We start from the raw sequence: 20,413 nt of genomic DNA on the forward strand, positions 1-20,413 counted from the left end.
GATCCCTCAGCCTGTTTCGGCGCACGTTATTGCCATTTGTTAGGTTTAATGATTATAAATTTACATGTCTGGCCGAACAACATGGGGTGTATTTAAGTAGAGTAGAATTTACATGAAAAAAGCAGTTATAACAGGAATTACTGGTCAAGATGCAGCTTACCTTGCAGAGCTTCTTCTAGAACTTGGTTATGAGGTATGTGGCACCTATCGTCGTACGAGTTCCGTAAATTTTTGGAGAATTGAAGAGTTAGGTCTCAAAAATCATCCTAATTTAAATTTAGTAGAATGTGACTTGACAGATTTGTCAGGAAGCATTCGACTTCTTCAAGAAAGCGGTGCGGATGAAGTTTATAACCTAGCGGCTCAAAGCTTTGTAGGCGTATCATTTGACCAGCCATTAACAACAGCAGAAATCACAGGTCTCGGTCCTGTTAACCTGCTTGAAGCAATTCGCATAGTTAATCCGAAAATTCGCTTCTATCAAGCATCCACTTCCGAGATGTTCGGAAAGGTTCAAGAGATTCCGCAGCGTGAGTCTACACCTTTCTACCCACGTAGTCCTTATGGAGTGGCTAAACTATATGCCCATTGGATGGTGGTCAATTATCGAGAGTCTTACGATATTTTTGCGGCAAGCGGCATTTTGTTTAACCATGAATCTCCGCTTCGTGGTCAAGAATTTGTTACCCGTAAAATTACAGACACTGTAGCGAAAATTAAACTCGGAAAGTTAGACGTACTTGAGCTAGGTAATATGGATGCTAAGCGCGACTGGGGCTTTGCTAAAGATTATGTTGAAGGCATGTGGCGTATGCTTCAAGCTGACAAACCTGATACATACGTACTTGCAACAAACCGTACAGAAACGGTTCGTGATTTTGTTACTATGGCATTCAAAGCAGCAGGTATCGAGTTAGAGTGGAGTGGTTTGGAAGAAAATGAGACCGCTACTGATAAGGCTACAGGTAAAGTAGTTGTTAAGGTTAATCCCAAATTCTACCGTCCAGCAGAGGTCGATCTGTTGATTGGTAATCCAGAAAAAGCGAAGAGAGAGCTTGGTTGGGAGCCGACTACCACACTTGAAGAACTCTGTGCGATGATGGTTGAAGCTGACCTTCGACGCAACGAGCAAGGGTTCTCGTTCTAATTTTAGTTGTTAGTTTATAAGATTGATGGCAGCAGTTTATCTGTTGCCATTTTTTTTGGGGATGATGGATATGAAGAAAGTTTTGTTGACGGGTGTGGATGGTTTTACGGGCAAGTATGTAGAACAGGAATTAATCTCAAGAGGTTATTCTGTCGTCGGGCTTGTTTATCGAAATGCCAATCAAGACCAAGTGGCTTGTGACCTCACGGATCGTGAGGCGGTGATAGCGTGTTTGGAACAAGTGCAACCCAACTATATAATCCACCTAGCTGCGCTGTCCTTTGTTGGTCACGCTGATCAAAAAGCGTTTTATGATGTCAATGTGTTCGGAGCCTTGAACCTTCTTGAAGCAGCAAAAGAACTTAGGCTTCAATTCGAAAAAGTCGTTTTTGCTAGCAGTGCAAATATTTATGGGAATCCTGAAGATGTAGAATTTATCTCGGAGGCTGTCTCGCCCTCGCCTGTCAATCATTATGCCATGAGTAAGTTAGCTATGGAGCATATGGCGAAACTGTGGTTTAGCGAGTATCCGATGATCATCACTCGGCCATTTAACTATACTGGTCCCGGTCAAGCGGAACATTTCTTGATCCCTAAAATCGTTTCTCATTTTAAGAGAAATGCTACTGAAATTGAGTTAGGTAACACTGATGTGTCTCGAGACTTTAGCGATGTTCGTGATATCGCTTTGGCCTACGCAAACCTATTAGATTCTGATGCTCAGTCTGAGATAGTTAATTTGTGTTCCGGGCAGGTGACGTCATTGCAGGCGATTATCTCTATGATGGAAGAAATCGCTGGCTATAAAATTGATGTACGAGTTAACCCTGATTTTGTTCGAACCAACGAAATAAAAGTGCTAGGTGGTAATAATACGAAATTAATGTCATTAACCGGCAAAGCGCCTTCGATTGAGATCGAGAAGACTCTGGCTGATATGTATCATGCAGACTAAAGTTCTTATTAATCTATCTCCGATCAAACGACCGCTAACAGGTATTGGTTACTATACACTCAATATTGTTAAGGAGCTTTTGAATAGGTCAGTTGATATAGTGTCAATTCACGATGGGCGTTATCTTAACTCAGAACAAACTGTAAAATTTATTCAAGACTTCGAATTAGCAGGTTTAGTGAACGCTAAGAGCGGTAGTGGATTAAAGCGTAAATTGGTGAACATTGTCCGGGGAATTCCGGGCAGTTATCAGTTGAAGAAACTATTGCTCACTATCAAGTTACGGCCAAAATTAAAGATGTTAGCTGAGAGTCAGTACGTCTATTTTGAACCCAGCTTCATACCTTTTGAGTATGCTGGGAAAACGGTGACTACAATACACGATTTGTCATTTGTTACTCACCCGGAGTTTCATCCTAGTAGTAGGGTTGAGTACTTACAGAGTAGTTTATCGAGCACTATCGCTCAGTCCGATCTCCTCGTTGTTGACTCAGATTTTATTTTAGACGAACTCAACCAACATTACGCCGAGAGTATTGGCAAGACATCTTCATTATACCTTGGTGTTGATGAAGGGTTTGGACCTCAGAACACTGAGGGCTCTTCATCGTTGTTAGATAAACTAAATCTTCAAAACAAAACCTATATTCTCAGTGTTTGTACGTTAGAGCCGAGAAAGAACTTGACGAGATTAATTGAAGCCTACAAATCGCTGCCTGCTCTTATTCGAGAACAATCGCCTTTGGTTTTAGTTGGGGATAGCGGTTGGAAAAATGAGGCAATGCTTGATTCGGCAAGATCACTTGTTGCTTCGGGACAAATCAAGTTTACAGGGTATGTATCTGACGGAGAGTTAAAGCAACTGTATGCGTCAGCAATGGTTTTCGCCTATCCCTCTCTATACGAAGGTTTTGGGCTACCAGTTGTCGAAGCTATGGCTTCTGGGACTCCAGTGCTTACATCCAACTGCGGGGCAACCAAAGAGGTAGCCAGTGATGGCGCATTGTTGGTAGATCCTACATCTATAGAGGCAATCAGTTCTGGACTGCTTAAGTTAATAGAAAACCCTTTGCTACGAGAACAGCTTGTTGACAAGGGCAATATAAGAGTTGCTCAGTTTACCTGGAAAAACACCGCTGATAATTTACTCCAGACGATTGAGCGATTTGGCCAATGTCAACGGTAATCGAAAACGGATCTGTAAGACCCTGGAAATTGTGTGATTCATAGACATCCTTTGTAACGCAGCAATCAGGAATGGTTGGAAATATTTCAGCAGTACGAAGACAGCTCTCTTAACCAACGTGAGTTCTGCCGGCAGAATCAACTTAGCCCTTCAACCTTCTTTTCAAAACGGCGGTCGCTGAAACTGACCAAAGGTAATCAGCAAAGCGGATTTGTACCCGAGTTTCCGCACCTAATTCAGGAATAAATTGCTTCGTATAGTTTCCCAAATAAACTCAGCAACCTGGTTTGGTACTCTTGTATTCCGGTTATGTATTTCTGCCCTCCAAACTCCAGAGTATCAATGCCTTCAAACTTCAGAAATACCCAGCGAGCTGTCGGTCTTGCCGTCGTTTTATTCTTCACCATGCTTGGGAAGAATTCCGGAACATCCGCTAATTCCTGACGAATTTTATGCTCAAGACTGGCGTAGACAAGAAGGCTCAACGTCATAATCATCAGCAAGGATTCAATACGCTCCGGTTTTTTTAGAAATATAGAAGAAGTCAGAAACTCCGGACTTTTCAGAAAACGGAACCCTCGTTCTACTTTCTGCTGCGACTTGTAATGGGCAAGCAATGAGGTCATATCTAAATCACTGCTTTCAACATCATTCGTAGCCAGTATGAACATACCAACTTTAAGTTTAGCCAGGGCTACCTTATCAAGGTCTGTTCTGGTCAACTCCAACCGGACACTTTCTTTAGAGAATTTTCATAGTTAACTGGCGACATATCATTGTTCGCCGAATGTAGCCTTTCGAGGTTGTAGTACCTCATGTAGGCTGAAACATCTTTCTTCATATTCTCTCGAGTTGGCTGATGAACTTTAAACAGCCAATCATGCTTAAGACTCCCGAAGAATCGTTCAACTACGGCATTATCCCAACACGCTCCAACATCACCCATGCTGGCTCGTATACCGTACCCTTGTAGTAGATGTCGGTATTTCTTGCTCGTATATTGCGAGCCTCTGTCACTGTGAAACACGAGTCCCTTGTCTGGTTGCCTTAAGTTATAGGCCTTCATCAGAGCCTTACCGACCAAGTCCGTCGTCATACGTCTATCAATATGCCAGCCAACTATTCGTCGAGAGTACAAATCCATGACGATGGCCAAGTACATCTAACCTTCTCCAGTCTTAAGGTAGGTCACATCACCAGCCCAAACTTGGTTGGGAGCAACAGGGTTAAAGTTTTGGTTCAACAAATTGTCGGCGACGCTATCATTATGCTTGCGCTTCGTTGTAACCTTATATGCCACTCGCTGAGTAACTTTCAAACCAAGCTTACTCATTATTGAGCGGACACCCCCCTCTGGCAGGATAGTTGTCACTGTTAAAATTTAACCAGTTAGGGGCGGTAACAGAGTAAAGAATGGCTCGTTATTCCCAAGAAAGAAGAGAAGCAGTACTGAAGAAGTTGTTACCTCCGTACTCCCGGTCAGTGGCAGAAGTGGCGCTCGAAGAAGGAATTCATGAAGCAACCCTGTACAATTGGCGAAAACAACTCAGAGAATCAGGAACCGTTGTGCCAAACAGTAATACTTCTTCCGAGCAGTGGTCAGCTCAAACTAAATTGGCCGTTGTGGCAGAAACTTATTCCATGACAGAGAACGAACTAAGCCAGTACTGTCGTGAGAAAGGACTTTATCCCGAGCAGATTAAAGAGTGGCGCGGTGAGTGTATGCAAGGCTTCATGTCCAGTAAGGAACGAGAAGCCCAAGCGAAGAAACAAGCCAAAGAAGATAAAAGAGAAATCAAAGAGTTAAAGAAAGAACTCCGCCATAAAGAAAAAGCCTTAGCTGAAACTGCCGCCTTGCTGGTGCTGAGAAAAAAGCTGAGAGCCTTTTACGGGGAAGAACCAGAGGACGATTAACCTCGACCTATGAAAGGCAAAGCCTGATCACACTTATACACGAGGCTCGCCAAAGCGGCTGTAGGTTGGAAAACGCATGTCACGAAGTTGAGATAGATCTCCGAACTTACCGCCGCTGGTATCAAGATGGAGAGGTTCAGGAAGATCAACGGCCGATAGCTCCGCGACCAGTGCCAGTTAACAAGCTCACAGAGCTAGAACGACAAGCCATCATCGATGTGAGCAACAACGCAGAGTACGCAAGTCTGCCACCGACTCAGATTGTACCAACGTTACTGGACAAAGGTGACTATATAGCTTCAGAGTCGAGCTTCTATCGCGTACTGAAAGCAGCAGGACAACTTAACCGCAGAGGACGCCAGCGTAGTCGACAAAAGGCATCTAGGCCAACGAGCTACACCGCAACAGCTCCTAATCAGGTTTTTACTTGGGATATTACCTATCTCCCGTCAGGTGTCCGCGGGCAATATTATTATCTGTATGTGATAGAAGACATCTACAGCAGAAAAATCGTAGGTTACGAGGTGCATGAACGTGAATGCGGAGAGCTGGCTTCGCAGTTATTACAACGTACGCTGATGCGTGAACAGTGCTTCAACCAGCCTCTGGTTCTGCACTCAGATAACGGTGGACCGATGAAGTCGTTTACGTTAAAAGCGAAAATGGAAGAGCTGGGGATCACACCTTCTTATAGCCGTCCAAGAGTCAGTGATGATAATCCTTATGTGGAATCGCTGTTCCGTACGCTTAAGTATGTGCCAAGCTGGCCGTCTGGCGGTTTTAATAGTCTTGAAGCAAGCCGTGTGTGGGTAGAGACCTTCGCTAACTGGTACAACACGGAACATAAGCACAGCCGATTAAACTATGTGACCCCATCGGAGCGTCACAACGGTAAAGATATGGAAATCTTGAAGCATCGTGAAAGAGTGTTGATGGAACACCGAAGGCAAAAGCCAGAACGCTGGTCACGGAATATCAGGAACTGTGAACCGATCGGAGAAGTTCATCTGAACCCAGAAAAAGAAGTTGCTTGAAAACTAAGCAAATAGTGACAACTATCTTGAAAAACGCCGACACGGTGGCGCCCAACGATAAAGCCTTCTGCACGAAGCTTCTTCGTCATTTCTCGACTTCCAAGGCTCGCTCGGCTTTTCCCGAAGAGCTCTTTGACTCGGCGATAAAGGTTTAAGGTTTCCGCTGTAATCAGCCTTGCTGGCCGCTGGAGCCAATCATAATAGGCTGAACGGCTTACTTTCATTACCTTGCAGAGCTGGGTAGTCGGGTATCGAGATGACTCGGCTCGAATGAAGTTAAACTTTACTTCATTTCTTTCGCGAAGAAGGCCGATGTAGATTCAAGGGATCATAGCAACACCTTTTTCAATCATGTGCGATGGTGTTTTAAATTTCAATGTTTTCCGCGGGCGTTCATTTAATTGACATGCCACCTTATTAAGGGTTTCCTGCGAGTGCAGCGATAAATTAGTTTTTTTAGGGAAGTACTGTCTAATCAGGCTATTAGTATTCTCATTCGTTCCTCTTTGCCATGGGCATTGAGGGTCACAAAAATAAACGGGGATACCTATTTCCTTTGTCAGATCAGCGTGTTTAGCTAGTTCCATCCCTCTATCCCAAGTTAATGACTTTCGATATTCAGCAGGCATTTTTTTAAATACAGTTAATAACGCTGTATGGACTGACTCGGCGTCTTTTCCTGCAAGTTTGAGGATGATTGTGAAGCGAGATTTTCTATCTACAAGAGTGGCGATATGTGTATTCTTTGAACCTGATACAAGATCACCTTCCCAGTGACCTACTGACTTACGATTCTCAATGTTCTTGGAACGTTCATGTATGGACACACCGTTCACAATGCTCGTGAAACTTCTATCACCGCTTCGTCGATGATGTCGGCTGTGACGCATCGGCCTACCTCTGCGTAGATGCTGAGTGAAGGAGTGATGAATAATACTTTTGGCTCGGATATACATTGATTTATAAATGGTTTCATGTGATATCTGCATGCTTTTTCTACGTGGATATTGAACTCTCAACCAACCTGATATTTGTTCGGGAGACCACTTCAGTTCAAGTTTTGATACGACAATCCCTCTGAGTTCAGTGTTGCGTTCTAAAGCTCCAAGCTTTGGACGTTTAGCCATACGTTTTGCTCGGTTGTCTGCATTAACAGCTTTGTAATAACGACGACCTCGGTTGCGTGCAACCTCTCTCGAAATTGTTGAAGGAGAGCGGTTTAGCATGCGAGCAATAGCTCGTAGCGACATTTTGGCAGATAGAGCAACTCTGATTTCCTCTCGTTCTTCCAGAGTTAAGTGTTGCTTGTTCCTTTTTCGTGTATTGGGTTTGATGCCCCCAGTTTCACGTAATGCTGTAAATACAGTACCTGGTGCTGCGTTTAATATTCGGCCAATATCGCTATATCCAGTACCTTGTTTCCATAAATTAAATACGAGATCTTTCTCTTCTTGAGTAAACGTACGTTTTGCTCGTTTCATCATTGGTGTCCATGCAAATCAGTATTTTAGTAAAACTGTTGCGATGACCAATTGAATCTACAGACGCCTTTTTTAAAATCTCCTTCTCCATGCGTAACTCTTTGACTTCCTTTCGAAGTCGTTTGAGTTCGTCACGTTCATCATCAGAAAGCTCTGTGCCTTCTAACTGAGATTCAAGCTTATCTTTCCACTTATATAAAACCGTTGTTGTAACGCCAACCGCCTCAGCAGCTTGAGCGACTGTATAGCCCTGCTCTCGAACCAAAGCCACGGCCTCTTCTTTAAATTCTTTGGGGTAGCGCTTGTAAGCTCTTTTCTGAGTCATTATTCACCTCATTGATCTGACGAGTATTGTCTCTCAATTCAGTGTCCAGCTCCATTAGACCAGTACACTGCTGGCCAGTCAGGGTAAAGTAAACACTTAATCCATTAACCAAACTCTAAATTACATCTTCATTTTTTAAACATCTAGCCATATCTTTAGTTCGTTTCTGAGCCCCTTCTTTGTTTAAGTGGTAATTGGAATTGAAAAAATAATTTACTTTATAAGCAAAGTCTTTTGGTTCACAGATAAAATTCAACCCATTCTTTAACATTGTATATTTAAGTTTTTCTTGTGTATTATAGGTGCTTCTATTACTGTGAATTGTAGAAGGAAATGTGAAAAATACATTTATTTTCTTTTCCTCCATTTTTTTATAAAGTTATTGGTAGTTTCAAAAAAGTAATTACTAATGTTAGGAACTTTATAATTCGCGTATTTATATGTGTTTAGTATTTTATTGGTAGTACCTATGCCTACATCCATATCATAGGTCTTGGTCAGTGATTTATATGTATATCCCAACCACTTACCTTTTATGTTCTTTTCTAATTCAGAAACTTCAATTTCTCTATTAATTTTAGCTCCTCTGTTTTTATATGCAAACTGTTTAATCGGAATGTTTGATATTATCTTAATTCTGTCGATTAAAGAATGGCTAAAAAATAGCTATCGTTACCTCTTAGAAGTGTTTTTATATGATAATCCGTATAATCTCCATTCTTCTCATAATATCTGAACTCTAAAGGCATTATAATGATATCGCCTTTTTTTGCAGTTTGTAAAATTCCATAATACAAGTAATCTAATCGATTGGCCGCATTATTACCGAAATTAATAACACTATATCCAGTAAGCCTTTCTAGGAGTTCACTGTTTAAACCGAAATTAGAATTTGAACCTGAGTTTATTATTATTCTTCTTTTGTTTTCATTTGTTAGCTTAGAGGCTCTAGAAAACTTAAGCTTCATATTGTAGGCATCATATTCATTCACACCATATTCTCTTGAGCCAATAGACTCTTGCACAAAATGAAAATAGCTAAAAAATTGTGCTGTTATTATTGACAAAAAAACAAATATTAATACTTTATATTTCATTAGAAATCAAAGTACAAAAATGTACTCTCCACATTATCGTAACCAAACTGAAACACGATTGATAAAACAAAAAATACTGTGCAAGGTAGTAAGAGGGTTACTTCCTTTTCTATAGTAATAGTCTGCATACTTTTACGTTTTAAAATAGGAAAAAATAAAAGGAAAAACATAAATAGCAGAATGTTAGGGTATATAAATTCATTATTCCCATAAGAGAATTCTTTGTATACGCCAATAGTTGAATTTATAATATCAACCCATTCTTTAGATGGTGTAAAGCCTCGATTTATACCAAACATAGAGCATACGATATTAGTAGCATCAGTCACATTTTCAGAACGAAATATCACCCATGTTATTACAATAAAAATAAATGTTAAAAACCAAGAAACTAAAATCGGAAGTTTTATATTTGTTAGAGACCAAACTCTATGAGTAATCATAGCTATTCCATGTAAAGCCCCCCACAGTATGAAAGTCCAGTTAGCACCATGCCAGACTCCACTAACAAATGCAGTAATGAATACATTTACAAGAGTCATTATTAACCCTTTTCTATTTCCTCCAAGGGGAATATATATATAAGACTTAAGCCAGTTGGAGAGTGTAATATGCCATCTACGCCAAAAATCTTGGATATTGCATGCTCGATACGGGTTATTGAAGTTTGTTGGTAGCTTAATGTTAAACAATAACCCCAAACCAATAGCCATAGTTGCATAGCCTGAAAAGTCATAATATAGTTGGAATGTGTAAGATAAAGCAGCTCCCCAAGCATCCCAAAAATAATAACTTATTGGCTTCGCTAAATCCGGAATCTACATATATAGCTAATGTATCTGCAATAACTACCTTTTTAAATAGTTCTAAAGAAAAAAGTAAAATCCCTTTATATATATTAGAGTAACTCAGTCTTGTTTTCTTGAACTGTGGCATCATTTCATGATGATGTACAATAGGGCCTGCAATCAGTTGTGAAAAAAAACCACAAACAAGGTATAATCAGTTAGACTATACCTCGAGCCGTACTTGTATGTATCAACAATAAATGCTATCTGTTGGAATGTAAAAAAGCTAATAGCTAGAGGAAGAACTATCCCTTGAGCTTCAAAGCCAAACTCAATTCTAATAAAACCAAAATATTTAAAGTAAAACAACAATAGCAAATTAAAAATAACTGCGATATAAGTTAACACCTTCCTCATTTGATGTAATTTGTTTATAAAAACACTAAAAAAGAAGTTAAAAACTATAGATATAAGTAAAATAGGAAGCAAGGAAACGTTCCAAGCAGAGTAAAAATACAAAGAAGATATTATAATATAATATTTTTAAAATCCACTTCCAAAAAAACATTCACAAAATAATATCCAAAGAAAGCGATAGGTAGAAAAATAAATATAAATTCAAAAGAACTAAATATCATTGCTTTATCTTCAAGTTGGTATCCAGTGTTCAACTAGTACTTAGGTTTAAGCCATTGTAACAGAATTGAAATTATATTCTATAAGATATTTTTCACCAAGCCAAATTGTGGCTTTTTAACCCGACGGCAAGAAGTTTCGGTCTAATTCATTGTGCATTTCACCCCTTCAGTGACCTCTTCCCAAAAATTAAAACGATAACAAAGGTGATATTTCTAATACACTGGTAAAATGGAGGCCTCAAAATGAAAAAACGTTACACGGGAGAACAAATAATTAAAGCTATCAAACGCCGCGAAGTTGGCGCTAAAGTTGATGATATTTGTCACTACTTGCTTAATTCTTAAGCAACTTCTTTTTCTGGGTGCAGGTGAATTCTTACCCATTTACAACTAGTCACGGGTCTACGAGAGGCTGACCGATTCAAGGAATATATTTAAATTGCTTCTTCTGCGTTATATCCTGTGGGGGCTTCTAGTAGGATTTCTTTAATGCATTCAACATCAAAATCATGACAGCAAATATCTAACTGCTCTAATATCGGTGTCATCTCTTCCCAGTTTAGTCTTTCTTCATTAGCTGTCATGATCTTTTTGTGATCTGTTCCTTCTACATTTTCGCCAATCAGTAGCTCTTCATAGAGTTTTTCGCCGGGACGTAGGCCGATAAACTGTATTTCAATATTAGCTTCGCTTTCCATTATTCCGCTTTCTTCTTCTACGCTTCTTAGACCCATCAAGTTAATCATTCGCTTTGCCAGATCAAGAATTTTTACAGGATCTCCCATATCTAATACACATACTTGCCCATTATTTCCCATAGCACCCGCCTGAATCACTAACTGAGCAGCTTCAGGAATGAGCATAAAATAACGGGTGATATCTGGATGTGTGACAGTAACTGGGCCACCGTCCTTAATCTGTTGTTTGAATAATGGTACCACTGAACCGGAAGAACCTAATACGTTTCCAAATCGCACCATAGTAAAAGTGGTTTGAGTATTGTTACCAGCAAGAGCTTGCAAGACAAGCTCTGCCATTCTTTTGCTAGCCCCCATAATGTTAGTAGGGCGTACGGCTTTATCTGTCGATATTAGTGTGAAATCACTCACCCCTGCTTCTATAGCAGCTTGTGCAGTAGCCAATGTACCAAATACGTTATTACGAATCCCTTCAATAATGTTACTTTCCACTAAAGGGACATGCTTGTAGGCCGCAGCGTGGTATACAGTTTGCACCTGATAAGCTTCCATGAGTTTTTGTACGCGGTTTTGCCGCTGTACGGAGCCTAATGCAGCTACAATAGTTGTGTTTAGTTCTAAATTGTTTTTTATTTTGTTAAGTTCTTGATCAATTTTGTATAAATTGAACTCATTGAGCTCAAACAAAACTAAGTGCTTTGGGTTTTGTACCAAGATTTGTCTGCATAATTCAGAGCCGATAGAACCGCCAGCACCTGTTACCATAACGTTTTTTTGAGTTATATTTTTGGATAAAAGTTCTTTATTTGGTTCTACTGGTGCTCTGCCGAGCAAATCGGCTATGTCCAGATCCCGGATTTCTGATACTTCGGCTTTACCAGTTGCGATGTCTTCAACTGATGGCACCGATTGCACTTCAATAGGCCATGATGAAATTTTCTCTACTAGTCTTAAACGGGCTTCTTTTGGAATATTATTAATAGCAAGTAGCAATTTTACTGGAGAGTATAAAGATTGAAGTTTTTCGAAGCTGTCACTGTGATGGACGTTTATACCGAATAAGATCTCTCCGGATTTTTTGATATCATCATCCAGTATTGCGACCGGGTGATATTCATTTCCTTGCATCAATGCATAGGTCAACTCTCGACCCGTTGATCCGGCTCCATATATAAAAACGTTCGGCTTCTGTTTTTTATAGTAGTGATAATAAATGCTACGTACTGCAACCCTTGGTCCTCCCAAAGTAATAACCGCCAGGCCAGCATAAATAAACGGAACACTTCTTGGAATAAATGAGTGAAAGAAAAAACCACTTAAAGCAAGCGTGAGTGTAGATATCAAAACCGAAAGAAAGATGTGCCCTAAGGCAGGAAATGTCATATATCTTAAGATTGCACGATACATCCCCAATCGAATAAAACAAAGGATTGTGATTGAAACAGTAAGTACTAGACTTAACATTTCGTTGTAACTTACATCGAAGGTATGTGTATTTAACCTGATGGCTATAGCAAGATAAAGGGACAAGATAATGGCAAAAACGTCATAAATAATGCTTATTAGACGTTTATTACTTCTTGAAGTATTTAGTAGCCATTGAAGAGGAGGTATCATTTAAAGCCTGATTAATTTAGTGATTAATAATTATCGGCAGTATTGTAGTATTCTTGAGATTAACATACCAGATAAAGCCGGAAAGTTTCGGGTAAAATGCGTTCTAACATAATTTAGCTATTTATAGAGGTAAGAGTGGCAATACTGATCACAGGAAGTTCTGGCTTTGTAGGGCAAAGATTAGTGGCAATAGCTTGTGAGAAAGGGATTGAATGTAAAGGCGTTGTGCGTACATCAACCAACTCTGCAATGAAACACGAGTCACGATATGTAACATGTTCTGTTGGTGATATATCGGGGATAACAGACTGGACAGTTGCTTTGCAAGGGGTTGATACAATTGTGCATTGTGCAGCAAAAGTTCATCAGATGAACGAACAAAACCAATTCGAGAAATATAAAGAGGTTAATGCTCTTGGAACACTTAATCTGGCCTCTCAGGCAGCTCAGAAAGGTGTCAAACGATTTGTTTTTCTTAGTACTATAAAAGTAAATGGTGAGTATTCAAAGCCAATGAAACCTTTTTCTAATACTATTGGTAATGTACCAACCGAGCCCTATGCATTGAGTAAGTATGAGGCTGAAATAGGGCTTCATAAAATAGCAGAAGAAACAGGATTAGAGGTGGTTATTATCAGGCCTCCATTGGTTTATGGTGAAGGGGTGAAAGCCAACTTTTTGAGTTTGATGAACTTGGCTCATAAAGGTTTACCGTTGCCGCTTGGGGCGATAAACAACAAACGTAGTATAGTATTTCGGGATAACTTAATTGATTTGATTTTGTTGTGTTGCCATAGTGAGAAAGCAAAAGGGCAAACCTTCTTAGTTTCAGATGGAGAGGATATTTCAACTACCCAATTAATTAGACTGATAGCAGAAGCAATGCATAAAAATGCTCTTTTGTTTCCAGTCCCAAATCGGTTAATAGAGCTGCTGACTAAGGCTATTGGCAAGCCCGAAATATATCAAAGAGTTTATGGTGACCTGCAACTAAGTATTTCACATACACGTGAGGTTTTGGAATGGGAGCCTCCAATATCCATGGAAGAAGGGATCAGAAGAACAGTAAATGCTTTTTTGCCTAGTAAGTAGTTGTTTTAAATTTATATAAAGTTGGTAACCATTTGTGATTCGAGTATTTGATTTTTTCTTTGCATTTTTGGGGCTCGTTTTTTTGTGGCCAGTGCTGATGGTTGTTTGGATTATTGGGTATTTTGACACGGGTTCACCAGTATTCATGCAGACTCGCGTGGGGCGGTATCAAAAGCCATTTACGCTTATTAAATTTCGAACCATGCCTGTCGAAACAAAATCAGTCGCTACTCATTTAGTTAGCTTATCTTCTGTGACTAGGATGGGGGCGTTTCTTCGTAAAACTAAGTTGGATGAATTGCCTCAGTTGATTAATGTAGTTAAGGGTGAGATGAGTTTGGTTGGTCCACGTCCTTGTCTTTACAATCAAGTAGAGTTAATCAAAGAACGTCAACAAAGAGGCGTGTTTGATGTTCCGCCTGGTATTACGGGGTTAGCTCAGGTTAATGAAATAGATATGTCTACACCAGCTAAGCTTGCTAAATGGGACCAGAAAATGATCCAAACGCTCACTGTCAAAAATTATTTTTCTTATATTATTGCAACAGTTACCGGCAAAGGTTCTGGTGATCGTGTCCGTTAGTTTAGTATTATTCGTATTGAAGAGTTTAATAAGGTTAAAAAAATGAAAATCGCGATTGCGGGTACGGGTTATGTAGGGCTGTCTAATGCAATGTTGTTGGCGCAGAACCACGAAGTGGTCGCCGTTGATATCATTGCTGAAAAAGTAGAATTACTAAATAGCAAAAAGTCACCTATTTTAGATGCCGAGATAGAATTGTTCTTAGCTGAAAAAGAGCTTAACTTTACTGCTACATTGGATAAAAAGCTGGCATATCAAGGTGCCGAATATGTAGTGATTGCAACGCCTACAGACTATGACCCTGTGACTAACTACTTTAATACCTCTTCTGTTGAAGCGGTAATTAAAGATGTTGTGGAAATCAACCCTGATGCAGTGATGGTGATTAAATCAACAGTTCCTGTGGGGTATACAGAACGCGTTAGGCAAGAGTTAAGCTGCGACAATCTTATTTTCTCTCCGGAATTCTTACGTGAAGGGCGGGCACTGTACGACAATCTTTATCCGTCTCGGATTATCATTGGTGAACTGAGTGAACGGGCAAAGGTTTTTGCTGATTTGCTTGTAGAAGGCGCAGAAAAAGAAGATATTGAAGTACTGTTTACTGACTCAACAGAAGCGGAAGCAGTTAAGTTGTTCTCCAATACATACTTGGCTATGCGTGTTGCTTACTTCAATGAGCTGGACTCTTACGCTGAAGCGCATGGTCTAGACTCCCGTCAGATTATTGAAGGAGTTGGCTTAGATCCCCGTATTGGTAGCCACTACAATAACCCCTCATTTGGTTATGGCGGTTACTGTCTGCCGAAAGATACCAAACAGCTTTTAGCTAACTATCAGGAAGTGCCGAACAATATTATCGGAGCTATCGTTGATGCTAACCGTACCCGTAAAGACTTTATTGCTGATTCGATCATCAAACGTCAGCCAAAGGTGGTTGGAATTTACCGTTTGATAATGAAAGCAGGTTCGGATAATTTCAGGGCATCTTCGATTCAGGGTATTATGAAACGATTGAAAGCGAAAGGTATCGAAGTTGTTGTTTATGAGCCGGTACTGAAAGAAGAGCACTTCTTCCACTCGAAAGTGATTGCTGATTTGGAAGAGTTTAAGGCTTTGTCAGATGTGATTGTTTCTAACCGAATGGTGGATGAAATCCGTGATGTAGAAAGTAAGGTTTATACACGGGATCTTTTTGGTTCTGATTAATTTATAATTTACTTAGTATCCCACCTTAAAAGGCGGTAACGTTGAAGTGACCCCATAAAGTTGGACATTTCTGTTAAGCTGCTTGTAAGGCCTGATTTCGATATTCCATCGGAGTCAGGCCTTTTAGTTTCACCTTGATGCGTTTCGTATTGTAGTACTCGATGTATTCGTCAATATGTGCGATTAAGTCATCCGCATCTTCAAAGTGCTGATTATGGTACATCTCTGTTTTCAGCAAGGCAAAGAAGTTCTCCGCTACTGCGTTATCTAAGCAGTTTCCTTTTCGCGACATACTTTGAGTTAGTCCACTATTAGCGAGAGTTTCCTGATATTTCCTATGCCTATATTGCCACCCTTGGTCGCTATGGACGATTGGCTTAGCGTCATTGGCTAAGGCCGCAACTGCCTCTGTTACCCATTTTTCATCCGGCTTCGTTGCATTGAAGTCCCGTTTAAGTACATTTGGTGCGGTTGTTCCTGCTTCTCCTTTGTAAGAGCTGTAACGCTTGGGGCTGACCGTTGATTTCAAGCCAAGTAACCCCATCAGGCGTTGAACTGTCTTATGGTTAAGCATGACGTCCTGTTTCCTTAATTCCAAGTGAATGCGACGATAGCCATATCTTCCTTTATGGTCATGGTATATTTTCTCAATCAACAGCTTCTCATCTTGATAGTTATCGGCGATGTTGTTCGACTGCGCATGATAATAGAAGCTATTTCTTGCTAACTGAAGGGCGTGCAAGAGATGTTGTTGTAGGTATTGATTTTTAAGAGCTAGAACTACTTTCGTTTTTTCTTTGTTCGACGATGCTTCTCCTGTTCCAGCTCCTCTAACTTTTTTAGGACAGCATTCTCTGCTCGCAAGCACGCTAACTCCTCTTTGAGCTCTTCCAGTGTTTTCTCATCATCGTGCTTGTCTTGAATAAAAGGGTTCTTGCTCATTGCGGGTCGTCCTCTGCTACGTTCAAGCCCCTGGAAGCCATCTCTTTCGTACTGTTTGAGCCAAACAGCGAGTGTGCCAGAGGAAGAAAAGTTTAAAACCGCACTAGTGTGACTGATAGACCAACCATTCGTCCACATATGCTTCAAAGCTTGCAGTTTAGTGTGTGCATTCTTTGCAAAACCATGAGGGGTAAATGCCTGAAAGCCATGAATATCGAATACTTGTGCCCAGTAATGTATTTGACGTGGCGGTATGGAGTGAAGGCGAGAAAGTTCCTGACATGAACTATCGCATTGTAGATATTGTTTAGCAATTGAGCATTTCAATGCTCGGCTGTATTTGGACATAAAAAGACCCCCAATAATTGGTGTCCAACTATTGGGGGTCAGTTCACGTTACCGCCTTTTATATATCCGGCTAGATAACGTCTACCGGACGGTATTTAGGTGCTATATTACCCTCTTAGAACCTTAAGAATATCCGCCGTTTTCTCCTGCATAAGAACGACGTTACCGCGGGACTCTACATTCAAACGAACTACTGGTTCAGTATTGGAAGAGCGGAGGTTAAAGCGCCACTCGCCTTGCTCAGTTCTAAACTCGAGGCTAATACCATCAGTCTCATCTATACCAGAAGCAAGAGGTTGATACTTTTCCCTTACACGTTTGATCGCTTCTGCCGGGTTTTCCAACTTTGAGTTTATTTCGCCTGATGATGGGTAGGCGATAATACGCTCTTGTACTGCTTCTGAAAGCTTAATTCTCTTAACAGAAAGTAGCTCTGCTACCAGTAGCCATGGAATCATTCCTGAGTCGCAGTAGGCGAAATCGCGGAAGTAGTGGTGGGCACTCATTTCGCCACCATAAACGGCATCTTCTTTGCGCATGCGCTCTTTAATAAAGGCATGACCGGTTTTCGACATAATGGCTTCTCCGCCATTTTCATTGACGATATCAATGGTGTTCCAGCTTAAACGTGGATCATGAATTACTTTCGCTCCGGTATTTTTTTGTAAGAAGGCTTCTGCAAGCAGGCCTACGATATAGTAACCCTCGATAAACTCGCCCTTCTCATCAAACAGGAAGCAGCGGTCAAAGTCACCATCCCATGCAATGCCCATATCCGCGCCGGATTCAATAACGGCATCTGAAGTATCTTTACGACACTCAGGTAGCAGCGGGTTTGGAATTCCGTTAGGGAAGTTACCGTCCGGATTATGGTGCACTTTTACAAACTCAACCGGTAAACCAAGAGCAGCAAAGCGTGATTCGATTTCATCCACCACATGGCCGGCTGCACCATTACCAGCATTAACTACCAGTTTTAACGGTTTGATATTTTCTGGCTTGATGTAGCCCATCAGGTGATCTACGTAGGCAGCTAAGTTGGATTGCTTGGTGTAACTACCGCGCTTAGTTACTTCAGCAAACTGATTTTTCTCTGCCAGTAACTGAATATCTTTCAGGCCGCTATCGCCGCTGATAGGTTTAGCGTCCTCACGAACTAACTTCATCCCGTTGTAATTTTTCGGGTTGTGGCTGGCTGTTACTTCTACACCACCATCTACGCCAAGAAACTTAGTTGCGTAGTAGATCTCTTCTGTGCCTGTCATTCCGATATCGATAACATCCACGCCGGCATCCATCAGGCCATCAGCCAGTGCTAGTTTAAGTTCTTCTGAGGTCAGTCGGATATCCCCGCCGACAACAACACTTTCCGGACTAAGTTGCTGCCCGAAAGCCCGGCCGATACGGTAAGCGATATCGCTGTTTAGTTCGCTGCCAAGCTCACCACGAATATCATAAGATTTAAAGCATGTAAGTTTGTTCACAGAAGGACCCAATACAAATAAGATTAAACAAAAACGATTTTGTGAATCTTACTTAAGCTGGTTGGAAATTACGAGAGGTTGGCGTAGTTAAAACGTATTTTTTATTGAATAATTAACTTATATCAAAATGGCAGGTAAGCATGGCAACGCTTCTTTAAGAATCAATATTTTGCGCTTATACTTCCAGTAACAGATGTCATGGAATAAAAATAATGAAAACCAGAGAAAGAATAGTTTTTGCTGCCCTTGAGCTATTTAATGAAGAGGGTGAGCGAAATATCACCACCAACCATATCGCGGCTCACATAGAGATCAGCCCCGGGAACCTTTACTACCACTTCCGCAATAAGCAGGAAATTGTAAGAGACATCTTTGATTGCTATTCAAAAGAGCTGCTGGAGCGCTTTGCACCTGTTGAAGCCAACAATGAAGAGAGTCTGGTTTTACTAAGACGCTACTTAGACTCCATTTTTACTTTGATGTGGAAGTATCGCTTCTTCTACGCCAACCTGCCGGAAATCCTTCAGCGTGATGAAGTGCTGCATGACCGTTATCTGGCGGTGCAGGCAAAGCTACAAGCCAACCTGAATCGTATTTTTAGTTCGTTTATTGAGCTTAAATTGCTGGATATTAAACAAGAAGAGGTTCAGCCTCTGGTAACTTGTCTGCACCTGATTGCCTCCAGCTGGTTGGGTTATCAGTCAGCCATGTCGGTTAAGACGGATATTACTGAAAGAATTATCCATCAGGGTGTGTTGCAGATGATTACCATCGTTAAGCCTCACACCACAGATCTTGGCAGAGAACAGATTGAGTTGCTTGAGGATGGCATCAAGGCGATGAACGCCTGACAGTAACGCAGTAATAAGGACATTATGCATTACGATATTTTTAACGGTGATGCCGACGGCATCATCGCCCTTCTTCAGCTTCGTCTGGCCTTTCCTATAAAGTCTACTTTGATTACCGGTATTAAGCGGGATATCGAACTGGTTAAGCAGGTGAATGCTGGACCAAGGGATACGTTGACGATTCTGGATATTTCCATGGAAAAGAACAAGCAGGCGCTGCTATCTGTTCTTAGCCAAGGCGCCAGTGCGGTTTATATCGATCACCACAGAGCGGGCGATATTCCTCAGTCAGAAGCTCTGGAAGCGCATATCGATCTGGATGCCAACACTTGTACGGCTTTGATAGTGGACAAACTGCTGGCTGGCCGTTACCACAACTGGGCAATTACCGCCGCTTATGGCGATAATCTGATCGACAAGGCCAATCAACTGGCAGACGCGGCCGGACTATCAGAGCAGCAGAAACAGCAGTTAAAGGAGCTGGGGACATTAATTAATTACAATGGCTATGGGGCTAGTATAGAAGAGCTGCATTACCATCCGGCAGAGCTGTTTAAAAAACTAAAGCAGTACCCTTGCCCCTTTGATGTTATCTCTGACCCGAATTCTCCTTACCATGTTCTGAAAAAATGCTATCAGCAAGATCTTCAACAAGCTTTTGTGAATAATGATAGTGAAGCTACTGATACTGGTAGTCAGCCGGAACCAGACTATCAGAGCTCCTGCCTGCGCCTCTATAAGCTTAAACCGGGCCTTGCTTCCCGCAGAGTGAGTGGTGTGTTTGGTAATGAGCTGGTCTATCAGAAGCCCGATTCAGCCCATGCTGTACTGACCCAGATTCCGGGTAGTGACGCTTATGTGGTATCAATCCGGGCGCCTCTGAACAATAAGAAGGGAGCAGGAGAGGTGTGCAGTCGCTTTGAAACCGGTGGCGGCAGAGAAGCAGCTGGTGGTATTAACCTTTTAGCTGAGGAGAGCGTTGAGGCATTAATCAATGCCATTGAACAGCGCTGGGGAAACTGAA

17 protein-coding genes and 4 pseudogenes are annotated in these 20,413 nt (G+C 41.2%); 10 read left to right on the forward strand and 11 right to left on the reverse strand.

Annotated elements, in window-relative coordinates:
• Positions 1-112 precede the first annotated feature (112 nt).
• The 4 genes and pseudogenes from gmd to tnpA form a co-directional block, all read left to right on the forward strand.
• A complete protein-coding gene (gmd, locus tag PK654_RS00710; RefSeq protein ID WP_271697038.1) occupies positions 113-1,147 on the forward strand; it encodes a GDP-mannose 4,6-dehydratase in 1,035 nt (344 codons plus the stop codon).
• A gap of 70 nt (positions 1,148-1,217) precedes the next feature.
• Positions 1,218-2,102 carry a GDP-mannose 4,6-dehydratase gene (locus tag PK654_RS00715; RefSeq protein WP_271697039.1) on the forward strand — a complete coding sequence of 295 codons (885 nt, stop codon included), beginning with the start codon at positions 1,218-1,220 and terminating at the stop codon, positions 2,100-2,102.
• Entirely contained in the window at positions 2,092-3,288 is a 1,197-nt protein-coding gene (locus tag PK654_RS00720) for a glycosyltransferase family 4 protein (RefSeq protein ID WP_271697040.1), read from the forward strand. The genes PK654_RS00715 and PK654_RS00720 overlap by 11 nt, the downstream gene beginning before the upstream one ends.
• 72 nt (positions 3,289-3,360) lie before the next feature.
• Positions 3,361-3,534: pseudogene (gene tnpA, locus PK654_RS22985) on the forward strand (IS66 family insertion sequence element accessory protein TnpA); the annotation flags it as partial.
• Here tnpA and PK654_RS00725 read toward each other — a convergent pair.
• Positions 3,525-4,001 (reverse strand): annotated as a pseudogene (locus tag PK654_RS00725) (IS1634 family transposase); the annotation flags it as partial. The pseudogenes tnpA and PK654_RS00725 sit on opposite strands and share 10 nt — an antisense overlap.
• Positions 4,002-4,006: 5 nt before the next feature.
• A pseudogene (locus PK654_RS00730) lies at positions 4,007-4,633 on the reverse strand (IS3 family transposase); the annotation flags it as partial.
• 68 nt (positions 4,634-4,701) lie between these two features.
• On the opposite strand from PK654_RS00730, the gene PK654_RS00735 reads away from it, so the two are divergent.
• Positions 4,702-6,236, forward strand: a protein-coding gene (locus PK654_RS00735; protein WP_443088717.1) for an IS3 family transposase whose coding sequence is annotated in 2 segments (ribosomal slippage) — positions 4,702-5,155 and positions 5,155-6,236 — 1,536 coding nt in all. Because the reading frame shifts where the segments join, the coding sequence is not laid out codon by codon here.
• On the opposite strand, the gene PK654_RS00740 is transcribed toward PK654_RS00735, so the two are convergent.
• The 6 genes and pseudogenes from PK654_RS00740 to PK654_RS00765 all read right to left on the reverse strand — a co-directional run bounded on the left by PK654_RS00740 (position 6,206) and on the right by PK654_RS00765 (position 12,880).
• Positions 6,206-6,460: an IS3 family transposase gene (locus PK654_RS00740; protein WP_443088718.1), complete on the reverse strand. Its 255-nt coding sequence runs from the start codon at positions 6,458-6,460 to the stop codon at positions 6,206-6,208. The two genes, PK654_RS00735 and PK654_RS00740, sit on opposite strands and share 31 nt — an antisense overlap.
• A 96-nt stretch (positions 6,461-6,556) precedes the next feature.
• Positions 6,557-7,717, reverse strand: coding sequence for an IS30 family transposase (locus tag PK654_RS00745; protein WP_271698744.1), 1,161 nt, complete (start codon positions 7,715-7,717; stop codon positions 6,557-6,559).
• A gap of 67 nt (positions 7,718-7,784) precedes the next feature.
• Positions 7,785-8,042: pseudogene (locus PK654_RS00750) on the reverse strand (transposase); the annotation flags it as partial.
• A 644-nt stretch (positions 8,043-8,686) separates the two neighbouring features.
• Positions 8,687-9,139 (reverse strand): hypothetical protein, encoded by a 453-nt coding sequence (locus tag PK654_RS00755; RefSeq protein WP_271697042.1) that lies wholly within the window; start codon positions 9,137-9,139, stop codon positions 8,687-8,689.
• On the reverse strand, positions 9,139-9,957 hold the full coding sequence (locus tag PK654_RS00760) for an MBOAT family O-acyltransferase (RefSeq protein ID WP_333909661.1): 819 nt from the start codon (positions 9,955-9,957) through the stop codon (positions 9,139-9,141). The genes PK654_RS00755 and PK654_RS00760 overlap by 1 nt, the downstream gene beginning before the upstream one ends.
• 1,042 nt (positions 9,958-10,999) lie before the next feature.
• On the reverse strand, positions 11,000-12,880 hold the full coding sequence (locus PK654_RS00765) for a nucleoside-diphosphate sugar epimerase/dehydratase (protein ID WP_271697043.1): 1,881 nt from the start codon (positions 12,878-12,880) through the stop codon (positions 11,000-11,002).
• A 135-nt stretch (positions 12,881-13,015) separates the two neighbouring features.
• On the opposite strand from PK654_RS00765, the gene PK654_RS00770 reads away from it, so the two are divergent.
• The 3 genes from PK654_RS00770 to PK654_RS00780 are packed head-to-tail and all read left to right on the forward strand — an operon-like array spanning position 13,016 to position 15,764.
• Positions 13,016-13,972 carry a UDP-glucose 4-epimerase family protein gene (locus tag PK654_RS00770; protein WP_271697044.1) on the forward strand — a complete coding sequence of 319 codons (957 nt, stop codon included), beginning with the start codon at positions 13,016-13,018 and terminating at the stop codon, positions 13,970-13,972.
• A 34-nt stretch (positions 13,973-14,006) separates the two neighbouring features.
• Positions 14,007-14,555 carry a sugar transferase gene (locus PK654_RS00775; protein ID WP_271697045.1) on the forward strand — a complete coding sequence of 183 codons (549 nt, stop codon included), beginning with the start codon at positions 14,007-14,009 and terminating at the stop codon, positions 14,553-14,555.
• A gap of 42 nt (positions 14,556-14,597) precedes the next feature.
• Entirely contained in the window at positions 14,598-15,764 is a 1,167-nt protein-coding gene (locus PK654_RS00780) for a nucleotide sugar dehydrogenase (RefSeq protein ID WP_271697046.1), read from the forward strand.
• A 73-nt stretch (positions 15,765-15,837) separates the two neighbouring features.
• Here the strand turns inward: PK654_RS00780 and PK654_RS00785 are convergent, their stop codons facing one another.
• From PK654_RS00785 to PK654_RS00795, 3 genes are all read right to left on the reverse strand, one after another.
• A complete protein-coding gene (locus tag PK654_RS00785) occupies positions 15,838-16,632 on the reverse strand; it encodes an IS3 family transposase (protein ID WP_271697047.1) in 795 nt (264 codons plus the stop codon).
• The gene (locus tag PK654_RS00790; protein WP_271697048.1) at positions 16,545-17,054 is read right to left on the reverse strand and encodes a transposase; all 510 of its coding nucleotides are present in this window, start codon (positions 17,052-17,054) and stop codon (positions 16,545-16,547) included. Before PK654_RS00790 ends, PK654_RS00785 begins: the two co-directional genes overlap by 88 nt.
• 107 nt (positions 17,055-17,161) lie before the next feature.
• A complete protein-coding gene (locus PK654_RS00795; RefSeq protein ID WP_271697049.1) occupies positions 17,162-18,538 on the reverse strand; it encodes a phosphomannomutase CpsG in 1,377 nt (458 codons plus the stop codon).
• Positions 18,539-18,750: 212 nt separating this feature from the next.
• Between PK654_RS00795 and PK654_RS00800 the strand changes: the two genes are divergently transcribed.
• Complete coding sequence (locus tag PK654_RS00800) at positions 18,751-19,389, forward strand: TetR/AcrR family transcriptional regulator (protein WP_271697050.1); 639 nt, start codon at positions 18,751-18,753, stop codon at positions 19,387-19,389.
• A gap of 24 nt (positions 19,390-19,413) precedes the next feature.
• The gene (locus tag PK654_RS00805; protein WP_271697051.1) at positions 19,414-20,412 is read left to right on the forward strand and encodes a DHH family phosphoesterase; all 999 of its coding nucleotides are present in this window, start codon (positions 19,414-19,416) and stop codon (positions 20,410-20,412) included.
• Position 20,413 lies beyond the last annotated feature (1 nt).

It is taken from the genome of Vibrio sp. SCSIO 43137, assembly GCF_028201475.1.
Taxonomy (GTDB): domain Bacteria; phylum Pseudomonadota; class Gammaproteobacteria; order Enterobacterales; family Vibrionaceae; genus Vibrio.

Excerpts from the sequence above, each read along its gene's own strand:
- gmd (WP_271697038.1), top strand. The coding sequence starts at position 113 with ATGAAAAAAGCAGTTATAACAGGAATTACTGGTCAAGATGCAGCTTAC.
- PK654_RS00715 (WP_271697039.1), top strand. The coding sequence starts at position 1,218 with ATGAAGAAAGTTTTGTTGACGGGTGTGGATGGTTTTACGGGCAAGTAT.
- PK654_RS00720 (WP_271697040.1), top strand. The coding sequence starts at position 2,092 with ATGCAGACTAAAGTTCTTATTAATCTATCTCCGATCAAACGACCGCTA.
- PK654_RS00740 (WP_443088718.1), bottom strand. The coding sequence starts at position 6,460 with ATGAAAGTAAGCCGTTCAGCCTATTATGATTGGCTCCAGCGGCCAGCA.
- PK654_RS00745 (WP_271698744.1), bottom strand. The coding sequence starts at position 7,717 with ATGAAACGAGCAAAACGTACGTTTACTCAAGAAGAGAAAGATCTCGTA.
- PK654_RS00755 (WP_271697042.1), bottom strand. The coding sequence starts at position 9,139 with ATGAAATATAAAGTATTAATATTTGTTTTTTTGTCAATAATAACAGCA.
- PK654_RS00765 (WP_271697043.1), bottom strand. The coding sequence starts at position 12,880 with ATGATACCTCCTCTTCAATGGCTACTAAATACTTCAAGAAGTAATAAA.
- PK654_RS00780 (WP_271697046.1), top strand. The coding sequence starts at position 14,598 with ATGAAAATCGCGATTGCGGGTACGGGTTATGTAGGGCTGTCTAATGCA.
- PK654_RS00790 (WP_271697048.1), bottom strand. The coding sequence starts at position 17,054 with ATGTCCAAATACAGCCGAGCATTGAAATGCTCAATTGCTAAACAATAT.
- PK654_RS00800 (WP_271697050.1), top strand. The coding sequence starts at position 18,751 with ATGAAAACCAGAGAAAGAATAGTTTTTGCTGCCCTTGAGCTATTTAAT.
- PK654_RS00805 (WP_271697051.1), top strand. The coding sequence starts at position 19,414 with ATGCATTACGATATTTTTAACGGTGATGCCGACGGCATCATCGCCCTT.